Origin of the sequence: Streptomyces sp. B1I3 (assembly GCF_030816615.1) — a bacterium.
GTDB lineage: Bacteria > Actinomycetota > Actinomycetes > Streptomycetales > Streptomycetaceae > Streptomyces.
This window is the reverse complement of sequence record NZ_JAUSYD010000001.1, coordinates 2,144,131-2,156,746: the sequence shown is the minus strand read 5'-3', so window position 1 is coordinate 2,156,746 and position 12,616 is coordinate 2,144,131. Positions and strand designations below refer to the sequence as shown.

Sequence of the window (12,616 nt, the reverse complement as noted above, 5' to 3'; positions counted from 1 at the left end):
CCGACCTCGAGGAAGGCCTTCGTTGACCCCGCCACGCGCCCCGCAGATCCCGGTCGTCGTCCTGGCGGGGTTTCTGGGCTCAGGTAAGACGACCTTGCTCAACCACCTGCTCCGCAACAGGGCCGGCAACCGGATCGGTGTGATCGTCAATGATTTCGGGGCCATCGAGATCGACGCCATGACCGTGGCCGGCCAGGTCGGCTCCACCGTCTCGCTGGGCAACGGCTGCCTGTGCTGCGCCGTCGACGCGAGCGAACTCGACAGCTACCTGGAGACACTCACCAGGCCCGCCGCCCGGCTCGACGTGATCGTCATCGAGGCCAGCGGTCTCGCCGAGCCGCAGGAGCTCGTGCGGATGCTGCTGGCCAGCGACAATCCGCACATCCGATACGGGGGACTGGTCGAGGTCGTCGACGCCGCCGAGTTCACGGCCACCCGGCGGCGTCACCCCGAGACCGACCGCCACCTCGCGGTCGCGGACCTCGTCGTGCTGAACAAGGCCGACCGGGTGACGGACGCGGAGCTCCAGGCCGTCCACGAGGTGATCGCGGCGACCGGAAGCAGGGCCGCGCTCGTGCGCACCGCCTACGGGAGGGTCGATCCCGGCCTGCTCCTCGACCCCGTGCTCCGGCCGGACGAGGACGACACCGCGCGCCAGCTCACCTTCGAGGACCTCCTCGCGGAGACGGACCACGACCACGGCGAGCATCCGCACGCGGCGTACGAAAGCGTCTCCTTCACCTCCGGGACGCCGGTGGACCCACGCAGGCTCATGGCGTTCCTCGACTCCAGGCCAGCCGGTCTCTACCGGATCAAGGGCTTCGCCGACTTCGGCGCCGGCGACCGGGCCAACGCGTACACCCTCCACGCCGTCGGCAGGTTCCTGCGCTTCGCCCCGCGGCCATGGACCCGGGACGAGCCGCGGTGCACGCAGCTGGTGCTGATCGGCTCCGGCATCGACGCCGAGGCACTGCACAAGGAGCTCGTGGACTGCTGTGTCGGTGGGCAGGACGCCACCGAGGAGCTGGAACGCGGCATGTGGGGCGTCCTGCGGTACGTGCGCCGGCCGGAGGACGACGAGGCCTGACCGGCCCCGGCAGTGTGCGCCGGCCGGAGGACGACGAGGCCCGACCGGCCCCGGCGCCCCCGGCCTCGCGGCTACAGCGGTCCGGCGATCACCGCGACCGGGCTCGCCAGCGGCGTTCCCGAACCGTCGCGACGGGGATCGGGGACCGGCAGCTCGGCCGGCGTGCCGTTCTTCTGCGCGGCCTTGGCCGGTACCCGGCCCGCCCAGGCGAACACCAGGACGTCCTCCCCCTTGAGGAAGCGCTGGCAGCGCACCCCGCCGGTGGCCCTGCCCTTGCGCGGATACTGGTCGAACGGGGTGAGCTTCGAGGTCAGTTCCGAATCGTCCAGCGTGCCGTGCGATCCGGCCACCGTGAACACCACGGCGTCCGCAGCGGGGTCCACCGCCGTGAAGGAGAGCACCGAAGCCCCCGCCGCGAGCTTGACGCCCGCCATGCCGCCCGCCGCACGGCCCTGCGGGCGCACCTGCGCGGCCGGGTACCGCAGGAGCTGTGCGTCGGACGTGATGAAGACCAGGTCCTCCTCGCCCGTACGCAGCTCCGTCGCGCCGACGATCCGGTCACCGTCCTTGAGCGTGATGACCTCCAGCTCGTCCTTGTTCGCCGGATAGTCGGGCACCACACGCTTCACCACCCCCTGCGCGGTGCCGACGGCCAGACCGGGCGACGCCTCGTCCAGCGTGGTGAGGCAGATCAGTTCCTCGCCGGCCTCCAGCGTGAGGAACTCCGAGATCTGCGCCCCTCCCGAAAGGCTGGGAGCCGCGTGGGTGTCCGGCAGCTGCGGCAGGTCGATCACCGACAGGCGCAGCAGTCGTCCGGCGGACGTCACCGCCCCCACGTCCCCGCGCGCCGTCGCGGGGACGGCCGAGACGATCACGTCGTGCTTCGTGCGCTTGGCGTCCTCCGCCGCGACGACCGGGTCGGCATTGGCCGTACGGGCCAGCAGGCCGGTCGAGGACAGAAGCACCCGGCACGGGTCGTCGGCGACCTCGAGCGGCACGGAGGCGACCTGCGAACCCGCCGACTCCAGCAGCACGGTACGCCGGTCGGTACCGAACTTCTTCGCCACGGCGGCGAGTTCGTTCGACACGAGCTTGCGCAGCTCCGCGTCCGACTCCAGGATCGCGGTCAGCTTCGCGATCTCGTCGCTCAGCCGGTCGCGCTCGCTCTCCAGCTCGATCCGGTCGAAGCGGGTGAGCCTGCGCAGCGGCGTGTCCAGGATGTACTGCGTCTGGATGTCGCTCAGCGAGAAGCGCTCCACCAGGCGCTCCTTGGCCTGCGCCGAATTGTCGCTGTCCCGGATCAGGCGGATGACCTCGTCGATGTCGAGCAGCGCGACCAGGAGGCCCTCGACCAGGTGCAGCCGGTCACGGCGCTTGGTCCTGCGGAACTCGCTGCGCCGGCGCACCACGTCGAAGCGGTGGTCGAGGTAGACCTCCAGGAGCTCCTTGAGCCCCAGGGTGAGCGGCTGCCCGTCGACCAGGGCCACGTTGTTGATGCCGAAGGACTCCTCCATCGGCGTCAGCTTGTAGAGCTGCTCCAGCACGGCCTCCGGTACGAAGCCGTTCTTGATCTCGATCACCAGACGCAGGCCGTGGGACCGGTCGGTGAGGTCCTTGACGTCGGCGATGCCCTGGAGCTTCTTCGCCCCGACGAGGTCCTTGATCTTGGCGATCACCTTCTCCGGGCCGACGGTGAAGGGGAGTTCGGTGACGACGAGACCCTTGCGGCGGGCCGTGACGTTCTCTATGGCGACGGTCGCGCGGATCTTGAACGTGCCGCGCCCCTTGGCGTACGCGTCCTTGATGCCGCCGAGCCCGACGATCCTGCCGCCGGTCGGCAGGTCGGGGCCCGGGACGAAGCGCATCAGGGTCTCGAGGTCGGCGCCCGGGTGCCTGATGAGGTGGCGGGCCGCGGCGATCACCTCGCCGAGGTTGTGCGGGGGCATGTTGGTCGCCATGCCGACCGCGATGCCCGAGGCGCCGTTGACCAGGAGGTTCGGGTACGCGGCGGGGAGGACGACCGGCTCCTGCTCCTGGCCGTCGTAGTTCGACTGGAAGTCGACGGTGTCCTCGTCGATGGACTCCGTCATGAGGGACGTGGCGTCGGCCATCCGGCACTCGGTGTACCGCATGGCGGCAGGCGGGTCGTCGTTGCCGAGCGAACCGAAGTTGCCGTGTCCGTCGACGAGGGGCAGGCGCATCGAGAACGGCTGTGCCATGCGCACCAGTGCGTCGTAGATCGACGCGTCACCGTGGGGGTGCAACTTGCCCATCACCTCGCCCACGACGCGGGCGCACTTCACATAGCCCCGGTCGGGGCGCAGCCCCATCTCGTGCATCTGGGACACGATGCGGCGGTGCACGGGCTTCATGCCGTCGCGGGCGTCGGGAAGAGCCCTCGAGTAGATCACCGAGTACGCGTACTCGAGGAAGGAGCCCTGCATTTCGTCGACGACGTCGATGTCGAGGATCTTCTCCTCGAAGTCGTCCGGCGGCGGGGTTTTCGTGCTGCGGCGGGCCATCGCGGCTGCGACTCCTTCACAGATTCTGTCGGGCAACCTCAGGTTCTGACGCCGACCATTGTGGACCGCCGCACCGACAACACCGACCTCGACCCGTCCGAACGGCCTCCGGACCCGCCGCGGTGCCTCGGTGTACGGCGCCGTCCACGACAACATTCACCCCACGGGAACTTCGCCAGGTGCCCGTGCGCTTGCTTACAGTGGCAGGTCCGGCAGGAAATCCTGTACCGATCGAAGGGACGTACATGCCCATGGGTCACACGGCCACAGCCCAGGCCGGTTCCGGCGGCTTGACGGCGACCGAGCACCGCTTGGCCAACGGCCTGCGCGTGGTGCTCTCCGAGGACCATCTGACCCCGGTCGCCGCTGTCTGCCTCTGGTACGACGTCGGTTCCCGCCACGAGGTCAAGGGACGCACCGGTCTCGCCCACCTCTTCGAGCACCTGATGTTCCAGGGCTCCGGCCAGGTGAAGGGGAACGGGCACTTCGAGCTGGTGCAGGGGGCGGGCGGTTCCCTCAACGGCACCACGAGCTTCGAGCGCACCAACTACTTCGAGACGATGCCCACACACCAGCTGGAGCTGGCCCTGTGGCTCGAGGCGGACCGGATGGGATCGCTGCTCGCCGCGCTCGACGAGGAGTCCATGGAGAACCAGCGGGACGTCGTGAAGAACGAGCGCCGCCAGCGGTACGACAACGTTCCGTACGGCACGGCGTTCGAGAAGCTCACGGCCCTCGCCTACCCGGAGGGCCACCCGTACCACCACACGCCGATCGGCTCGATGGCCGACCTGGACGCGGCGACCCTCGAGGACGCGCAGGCGTTCTTCCGCACGTACTACGCGCCCAACAACGCGGTCCTCTCGGTGGTCGGGGACATCGATCCGGAGCAGACACTGGCCTGGGTCGAGAAGTACTTCGGCTCCATCCCCTCCCACGACGGCAAGCAGCCGCCGCGCGACGGTACGCTCCCAGGCATCATCGGCGAGCAGCTGCGCGAAGTGGTCCACGAGGAGGTGCCCGCGCGTGCGCTGATGGCCGCCTACCGGCTGCCGCACGACGGCACCAGGGAGTGCGACGCCGCAGACCTCGCCCTGACCGTGCTCGGCGGCGGCGAGTCGTCCCGCCTGCACAACCGCCTGGTGCGCCGCGACCGTACGGCGGTGGCCGCGGGATTCGGGCTGCTCAGACTGGCCGGTGCGCCCTCGCTGGGCTGGCTGGACGTCAAGACGTCCGGCGGCGTCGAGGTCCCGCAGATCGAGACGGCCGTCGACGAGGAGCTCGCCCGGTTCGCCGAGGAGGGTCCCACTCCCGAGGAGATGGAGCGGGCCCAGGCGCAGTTGGAGCGCGAATGGCTCGACCGGCTCGGGACGGTCGCGGGCCGCGCCGACGAACTGTGCCGCTACGCCGTTCTGTTCGGTGACCCGCAGCTCGCCCTGACCGCGGTGGGGCGCGTGCTCGACGTGAGCGCGGAGGAGGTCCGGGACGCCGCCCGGGCCCACCTGCGGCCCGACAACCGGGCGGTCCTGGTCTATGAGCCGGTCGAACCGGCCGACGAGGCCGACGAGACGGCAGAGGCAGCCTCGACGGACGCCGCCGACGCGCACGAAGGGGCCGACAAGTGACCGACGCCGCCGTGACTGGAGTAGCGATGGAGTACCACCCGCAGCCGACCGCCGGCGAGGCCAGGCCCTGGGCCTTCCCCGCGCCCGAGCGCGGCGCCCTGCCCAACGGGCTGACGGTGCTGCGCTGCCACCGCCCCGGCCAGCAGGTCGTCGCCGTGGAGATCTTCCTGGACGCGCCGCTGGACGCCGAGCCCGAGGGCCTGGACGGCGTCGCCACGATCATGGCGCGAGCCCTGTCCGAGGGCACGGACAAGCGTTCCGCGGAGGAGTTCGCCGCCGAGCTGGAGCGCTGCGGCGCCACACTCGACGCGCACGCCGACCACCCCGGCATCCGTGTCTCTCTGGAGGTGCCGGTCTCCCGGCTGGCCAAGGCGCTGGGGCTGGTCGCCGAAGCGCTGCGCGCACCGGCCTTCACCGAGAGCGAGATCGAGCGCCTGGTGGGCAACCGGCTGGACGAGATCCCGCACGAGCAGGCCAATCCGGCCCGGCGCGCCGCCAAGCAGCTCTCCAAGGAGCTCTTCCCCGCCACGGCGCGGATGTCGCGTCCGCGCCAGGGCACCGAGGAGACGGTGCGCCGGATCGACGCCGCCGCCGTACGCGCCTTCTACGACGCCCACGTCCGGCCGTCCACGGCGACGGCCGTCGTCGTCGGTGACCTCACCGGCGTGGACCTGGACGCCCTCCTGGCCGACACGATCGGCGACTGGTCCGGCAACGCCGGCCAGGCCCGCCCGGTGCCGCCGATCACGGCGGACGACACCGGCCGCGTCGTCATCGTGGACCGGCCCGGCGCCGTGCAGACGCAACTGCTGATCGGCCGGATCGGCGCCGACCGGCACGACAGCGTGTGGCCGGCCCAGGTCCTCGGCACGTACTGCCTGGGCGGCACCCTCACCTCGCGGCTGGACCGCGTGCTGCGCGAGGAGAAGGGCTACACCTACGGGGTCCGGGCCTTCGGGCAGGTGCTGCGCTCGACGGCGCCCGGCTCCTCCTCCGGGGCGACCGGGGCCGCGATGCTCGCCATCAGCGGTTCCGTGGACACGGAGTCCACCGGCCCCGCGCTGGAGGACCTGTGGACGGTCCTGCGGACCCTGGCGGCCGAGGGGCTCACCGACGCCGAGCGCGAGACCGCGGTGCAGAACCTCGTGGGGGTCGCCCCGCTGAAGTACGAGACGGCGGCCTCCGTCGCGGGCACCCTGGCCGACCAGGTGGAGCAGCATCTGCCGGACGACTACCAGGCCCGGCTGTACGCGCGCCTGGCCGAGACCGGCACGGTCGAGGCGACCGCCGCGGTGGTCAACGCGTTCCCGGTGGACCGTCTGGTCACCGTCCTCGTCGGGGACGCCGCGCAGATCTCGGAGCCCGTCAGGGCGCTGGGCATCGGTGAGGTGTCGGTCGTCAGCGGCTGACACGGCAGCCGCTGCGGCGGAAGGACGAGGGCCCGGTGAGCAACCTCTCGCCGGGCCCTCCCTTTTGTCCGACTTACGGGCAAAGAGGGGTCTATAGCCTGTGGGATGTGTGACAAATGGCCCCGTTCATTTGGTGAACGTGAAGGGCCCGCCCTAGCGTCGGCTCGGCTGTCCGCCGAACATGAGCCGCGTCCGCGGCGCCGGACAGTCATCGCCGAGTCCCCGTCAGGCGCGAGCCTGGGGAGCCGGGGACCCACGCAGTCCCTGGGGTGAATCGGATGTCCGCGTCTCGCGAGAGGCGCGGGGGTCCGTAGGAGACCTTCCTGCTCCGAACCCGTCAGCTAACCCGGTAGGCGAGAAGGAAGGAAAGGATCAGCCCCTCCATGGCGTTCACCCGAGCCACCGGGAAGCACCGTGCCCCGAGCCGCCTCTCGCGCCACGGCGCCCGGGCCGTCGGCATCGCGGCCCTGGCCACCACCGGCGTCATCGGCGCCACGGCGTCCCCGGCCCTCGCCGCGGACTCCCAAGCCCTCTCCGTCAGCAACAGCGGGCTGACCCAGGCCGCCGCCATCGACACCACCCTCGCCGCCCAGATCGCCGCACAGGCCGAGGCCCAGCAGCACCAGGCCGACGTCACGGCGAAGGCCGAGGCCGCGGCCAGGGCGAAGGCCGAGGCGAAGCGCAAGGCCGAGGCCCGCGCCGCAGAGGCCCGGGAGGCGAAGGCCCGCGCCGCCCGCGCCGCGGAGCGCGCAAGGCTCAACGCCTTCCACCTCCCGGTCGCCGGCTCGTACGTGACCACCGGCTACCAGTCCGGTGGTGCGCTCTGGTCCTCCGGCACCCACTCAGGGGTGGACTTCCGCGCCGCTTCCGGCACCTCCGTCGTCGCGGTCGGCGCCGGTACGGTCGTCGAGGCGGGCTGGGGTGGTGCGTACGGCAACAACATCGTGCTCCGGATGGCGGACGGCACGTACACCCAGTACGGCCACCTCTCCTCGATCGGCGTCGCCGTCGGCCAGAGCGTCGCCTCGGGCGAGCAGATCGGCCTCTCCGGCTCGACCGGCAACTCCACCGGGCCGCACCTCCACTTCGAGGCGCGGACGACGCCGGAGTACGGCTCGGACATGGACCCCGTCGCCTATCTCCGCGCGCACGGCGTCCAGCTCTGAGGGCCTCGACGCCCTGACGGTCTGACCACCCTTGACGGTCGTCCGGCTCCGGCACCCCGTCCGGTGTCGCGCGACACCGCTCCGCCCGGGCCCCGGCATCCGCCGGGGCCTTCGGCGTGCCCGGGCGGCGGTGCCGGTCCGAGCCGCGCGGAAGCCTTCCGTGGCCAGAAGATATCCATGAATTCCACCTCGCCGTCGGAAATTGCGGTGGATTGCAATAGAGTCGCAGAACAGGCGTCGATCGGCCGCGTTCCGCGGGGATTAAGGCGGAGGTTCGGACATGCACATTCCCGCGCATTCGGTATGCACGGCAATCCGTGACGACATCGTCTCCGGTGTCTTCGAGCGCGGCAGCCGCCTGACCGAAGAGGTGCTCGCGCGGCGCTACGGCGTCTCCCGCGTCCCGGTGCGCGAGGCACTGCGCACCCTGGAGTCCGAGGGGTTCGTGGTCACCCGCCGGCATGCGGGGGCCTGTGTGGCCGAGCCCACGGAGCAGGAGGCCGCCGACCTGCTGGAGATCCGGATGCTCCTGGAGCCGCTGGGTGCCGCCCGAGCCGCGCAGCGCCGTACCGAGGCGCACCTCAAGGTGCTGCGCGGGCTGGTCAGGCTCGGGCAGGAGCGGGTACGGCGGGGCGAGGGAGAGGACCTGCGCTCACTGGGCGGATGGTTCCACGAGACGCTGGCGCAGGCCTCCGGCAGCCCCGCCCTGATCGCGCTCCTCACCCAGCTCCGGCACAAGATCGCCTGGATGTACGCGGTCGAGCAGCCGGTCCGCCCCGCCGACTCCTGGGCCGAGCACGGCGCCATCGTGGACGCCGTGGCCCGCGGCGATGCGGAACGGGCCAGGGCGCTCGCGGCCCAGCACGCCGAGCGTGCCACCGCCGCGCACCGGCTGCGTCGCACGGGCCGGACGGGTCGCGGGACGGGCGGATCCCGGGTGAGCACTTCGCAACATGCCGTAAACATCGCGGGCGTCCGCCATTAACAATGGCGCCGTATACAAAGAAGGTAATTCCTGGAGAGCTTTCTTTCGGCTGTCCGGAAACGCTATTCCGTGGCCGCCCCGGACTTTCTGGTGCGTGTGCACGGGGGAACTCGGGAACAGGAAAGCCGCGGCTCCCGGAAAGGGATGCCGCGGCTCTGGCGCTGTAGCGTTCCGGTGGGAACCAGCCGGATCAGACGGTCTCGGGGAGCTCCTCGAGACCCTCGGCGACCAGCTTCGCCAGACGGTCCAGGGCGGCCTCGGCGTCGTCGGCCTCGGACGCGAGCACGATCTCCTCGCCGCCCTGGGCGCCCAGGCCGAGCACCGCGAGCATGGAAGCGGCGTTGACCGGGTTGCCGTCGGCCTTGGCGATCGTCACGGGGACGCCGGAGGCCGTGGCGGCACGGACGAAGATGGAAGCGGGGCGGGCGTGCAGGCCCTCGGCCCATCCGACGTTGACGCGGCGCTCAGCCATGGTTCTGCCCTTCACGTATCAATGGTTGTCTAGACCAGTCTCTCATGCGGCACACACTGCTGTCCCCGGTCCCGGGCCCCGCCCGCCCACCGCCGGCCGGCACCCTCAGCGTGGCCCTGCCATGAACCCGCCGCGACCGGTGCGCCGAGCCGTAGGCTTTGCCCATGGAGCCGATCCCGGAGCAGAGTCCGCATCACGCGTACCCCGACCACTGGGAAGCGGACGTGGTGCTCCGTGACGGTGGCACGGCACGCATCAGGCCCATCACCACGGACGATGCCGAGCGGCTGGTCAGTTTCTACGAACAGGTCTCCGCCGAGTCGAAGTACTACCGCTTCTTCGCCCCGTATCCGCGTCTCTCCGCCAAGGACGTGCACCGCTTCACCCATCACGACTACGTCGACCGGGTCGGCCTGGCCGTCACGATCGGCGGCGAGTTCATCGCCACCGTCCGCTACGACCGGATCAACGCCCAGGGCAGACCCGCCTCCGCCCCCGCCGACGAGGCCGAGGTCGCCTTCCTCGTCCAGGACGCCCACCAGGGCAGGGGCGTGGCCTCCGCGCTCCTCGAACACATCGCGGCCGTCGCCCGGGAGCGGGGCATCCGCCGCTTCGCCGCCGAGGTCCTTCCCGCCAACAACAAGATGATCAAAGTCTTCCGGGACGCCGGCTACACCCAGCAGCGGAGTTTCGAGGACGGCTCCGTCCACCTCACCCTCGACCTGGAGCCGACCGCCGAGTCGCTCGCCGTCCAGCGTGGCCGTGAACAGCGGGCCGAGGCGCGCTCGGTGCAGCGCCTGCTGGCTCCCGGCTCCGTCGCCGTCGTCGGCGTCGGCCGGGCACCCGGCGGCGTCGGCCGCACGGTGCTGCGCAACCTGCTCGGCTCGGGTTTCACCGGACGCACGTACGCCGTGAACCGGTCCTTCGCCCCCGGTCAGGACATGATCGACGGCGTGCCCGCGCACCGTTCGGTAGGAGAGGTCGGCGAACGGGTCGATCTCGCGATCGTCGCGGTCCCCGCCGACCGGGTGCCCGAGGCCGTCGCCGACTGCGGTGAACACGGGGTCCGGGGACTCGTCGTGGTGTCCGCCGGTTACGCCGAGCGCGGCGCCGAAGGACGGGAGCGGCAGCGCGAACTGGTCCGGCAGGCCCGTTCGTACGGCATGCGGATCATCGGCCCCAACGCCTTCGGCATCATCAACACCTCCGAGGCCGTCCGGCTGAACGCCTCCCTCGCCCCGGAGTCGCCCTCGGCGGGGCGTATCGGGCTCTTCACCCAGTCCGGTGCCATCGGCATCGCCGTACTCTCCGGTCTCCACCGGCGCGGTGCGGGTCTGTCGTCCTTCATCTCCGCGGGCAACCGGGCCGATGTCTCCGGCAACGACTTCCTGCAGTACTGGTTCGAGGACCAGGACACCGACGTGGCCCTGCTCTACCTCGAGTCGCTCGGCAACCCGCGCAAGTTCACCCGGCTCGCCCGCCGCACGGCAGCGGTGAAGCCCGTGGTCGTGGTGAAGGGGGCCCGGCACAGCGGCTCTGCCCCACCCGGCCACGCCGTCCCGGTGAGCCGGATCCCCGACGCGACGGTCTCCGCGCTGATGCGCCAGGCGGGAGTGATCCGCGTCGACACGGTGACGGAGATGGTCGACGCGGGCCTGCTCCTTGCCGGCCAGCCCCTGCCGGCCGGCCCCAGGGTGGCGATCCTCGGCAACTCCGAGTCGCTCGGTCTCCTCACGTACGACGCCTGCCTGGCCGAGGGGCTGCGTCCGCGCCCGCCCCGCGACCTCACCACGGCGGCGGGGCCGCAGGACTTCCGGGCCGCGTTGGCCGAAGCGCTCGCCGACCGGACCTGCGACGCCGTCGTCGTGACCGCGATCCCGTGGGTGGGGGAGAACGGCGAGGCGGAGACCGGTGACGGTGAGGTGCTCGCCGCCGCGCTGCGCGAGGCGGCGGCCACCGGCCCCGCCAAGCCGGTGGCGGTGGTGCACGTGGAGATGGGCGGCCTGGCCCAGGCCCTCGCCGCCGCGACGAGCACCGCCACCCCGCCCGCCGCCGAGCCGGGCGCGCGTGCGCCGCACACGGCGGGAGCAGGCGGGCCGGCACCCGGCGCCCCGGAACCGGAGGCGGACGCCGCCGGGACCCACGTGCGGGGGCCGGGAGGCCGCACTCCCGTGACGGCGCCGCCCGGAGTCGGTGCCCCGCACGCCCAGGCCCCGGGCTCCGGCGTACGCCCCCTGGACTCCCGCACCGAGCGCATTCCCGCCTATCCCGCGGCCGAGCGGGCCGTCCGCGCGCTCGCCGAGGCAGTGAAGTACGCACAGTGGAAGCGGCAGGCGGCCGTGCCCGGGAAGGTGCCGGAGTTCCTCGACGAGACGATCGACGAACAGGGAGCCGCAGGCCTGATCGAGGCCCTCATCGGCCAGGACCCCGACCCCCGGGGCCGCCCGCTCACTCCCGACGAGTCCCGGGAACTGCTCGGGCTCTACGGCATCACCGTCCGGCCCGCCCTTCCGGCCCCCGATCCGGAGACCGCCGTCGCCGCTGCCGCACGGATCGGCTACCCGGTGGCGCTCAAGACCACGGCGCCGCACCTCCGCCACCGCGCGGACCTCGGAGGGGTCCGGCTCGACCTGGCAGGTGAGGGCGCCCTGCGCCGGGCCTACGACGAACTGACCGATCTGCTCGGCACGCCCGCCGAACTCCGGCCCGTCGTCCAGGCCATGGCACCACGCGGGGTCGACACCGTCGTACGGGCCTCGATCGACGCCGCCGCCGGGGCGGTCCTCTCCTTCGGCCTGGCCGGCGCGCCCTCCGAACTCCTCGGCGACACCGCGCACCGCCTCGTGCCCGCCACCGACCGGGACGCCGCCGACCTGATCCGTTCCATCCGGGCGGCGCCGGTGCTGTTCGGCTGGCGCGGTTCCGCGCCGGTGGACACCGCGGCGCTCGAAGAGCTCCTGCTGAGGGTCTCCCGGCTGGTCGACGACCACCCCGAGGTCGTGTCGGTCGCCCTGGAACCCGTCGTGGTCGCCACACACGGCCTGACCGTCCTCGGCGCGAGCGTCCGGCTCGCCCCGCCCCCGGCCCGCACCGACCTCGGCCCCCGCCGGCTCCCCAGCTACTGACCGGCCGCGGACGGGGGCGCGGGATCCGGGCCCCGCACGGGCGGGCGACCGGGTGCACGCGGCGCGCACCGGCGCACGGGCCGGGCGGACGGGCGGACGGACGCACTGCGGAGCTGCGCGCACCACGGCGCGCACACCAGGCGCTGATCCGGGGGTGGTCCGCGCACCGGCCCGCGCATCACGGTGCGGATCCGTGCGCGCCCCGCACCGACCCGTGCACGGCGT

The 12,616-nt window shown here is 72.1% G+C and carries 8 protein-coding genes and 1 riboswitch; of the genes, 6 read left to right on the top strand and 2 right to left on the bottom strand.

Going from position 1 to position 12,616, the window contains the following annotated elements; translation table 11 throughout:
* Positions 1-22 precede the first annotated feature (22 nt).
* Positions 23-1,087 carry a GTP-binding protein gene (locus QFZ58_RS09805; protein WP_307124541.1) on the top strand — a complete coding sequence of 355 codons (1,065 nt, stop codon included), beginning with the start codon at positions 23-25 and terminating at the stop codon, positions 1,085-1,087.
* Between the two features lie 71 nt (positions 1,088-1,158).
* Here QFZ58_RS09805 and QFZ58_RS09800 read toward each other — a convergent pair whose 3' ends face one another.
* Complete coding sequence (locus QFZ58_RS09800; RefSeq protein ID WP_307124540.1) at positions 1,159-3,609, bottom strand: DNA topoisomerase (ATP-hydrolyzing) subunit A; 2,451 nt, start codon at positions 3,607-3,609, stop codon at positions 1,159-1,161.
* A gap of 245 nt (positions 3,610-3,854) precedes the next feature.
* On the opposite strand from QFZ58_RS09800, the gene QFZ58_RS09795 reads away from it, so the two are divergent.
* The 4 genes from QFZ58_RS09795 (at position 3,855) to QFZ58_RS09780 (ending at position 8,794) form a co-directional block, all read left to right on the top strand.
* Positions 3,855-5,234, top strand: coding sequence for a pitrilysin family protein (locus tag QFZ58_RS09795; protein ID WP_307124538.1), 1,380 nt, complete (start codon positions 3,855-3,857; stop codon positions 5,232-5,234).
* A gap of 26 nt (positions 5,235-5,260) precedes the next feature.
* Complete coding sequence (locus QFZ58_RS09790) at positions 5,261-6,643, top strand: pitrilysin family protein (RefSeq protein WP_307128813.1); 1,383 nt, start codon at positions 5,261-5,263, stop codon at positions 6,641-6,643.
* A gap of 202 nt (positions 6,644-6,845) precedes the next feature.
* Positions 6,846-7,013: riboswitch (cyclic di-AMP (ydaO/yuaA leader) on the top strand.
* A 13-nt stretch (positions 7,014-7,026) separates the two neighbouring features.
* Complete coding sequence (locus QFZ58_RS09785; protein ID WP_307124537.1) at positions 7,027-7,809, top strand: M23 family metallopeptidase; 783 nt, start codon at positions 7,027-7,029, stop codon at positions 7,807-7,809.
* A 280-nt stretch (positions 7,810-8,089) separates the two neighbouring features.
* Positions 8,090-8,794: a GntR family transcriptional regulator gene (locus tag QFZ58_RS09780; RefSeq protein WP_307124536.1), complete on the top strand. Its 705-nt coding sequence runs from the start codon at positions 8,090-8,092 to the stop codon at positions 8,792-8,794.
* A 190-nt stretch (positions 8,795-8,984) separates the two neighbouring features.
* On the opposite strand, the gene QFZ58_RS09775 is transcribed toward QFZ58_RS09780, so the two are convergent.
* Positions 8,985-9,266, bottom strand: coding sequence for an HPr family phosphocarrier protein (locus QFZ58_RS09775; protein WP_012378711.1), 282 nt, complete (start codon positions 9,264-9,266; stop codon positions 8,985-8,987).
* Between the two features lie 164 nt (positions 9,267-9,430).
* Here QFZ58_RS09775 and QFZ58_RS09770 point away from each other — a divergent pair, with 164 nt between their 5' ends.
* Complete coding sequence (locus tag QFZ58_RS09770) at positions 9,431-12,391, top strand: bifunctional GNAT family N-acetyltransferase/acetate--CoA ligase family protein (protein WP_307124535.1); 2,961 nt, start codon at positions 9,431-9,433, stop codon at positions 12,389-12,391.
* Positions 12,392-12,616 lie beyond the last annotated feature (225 nt).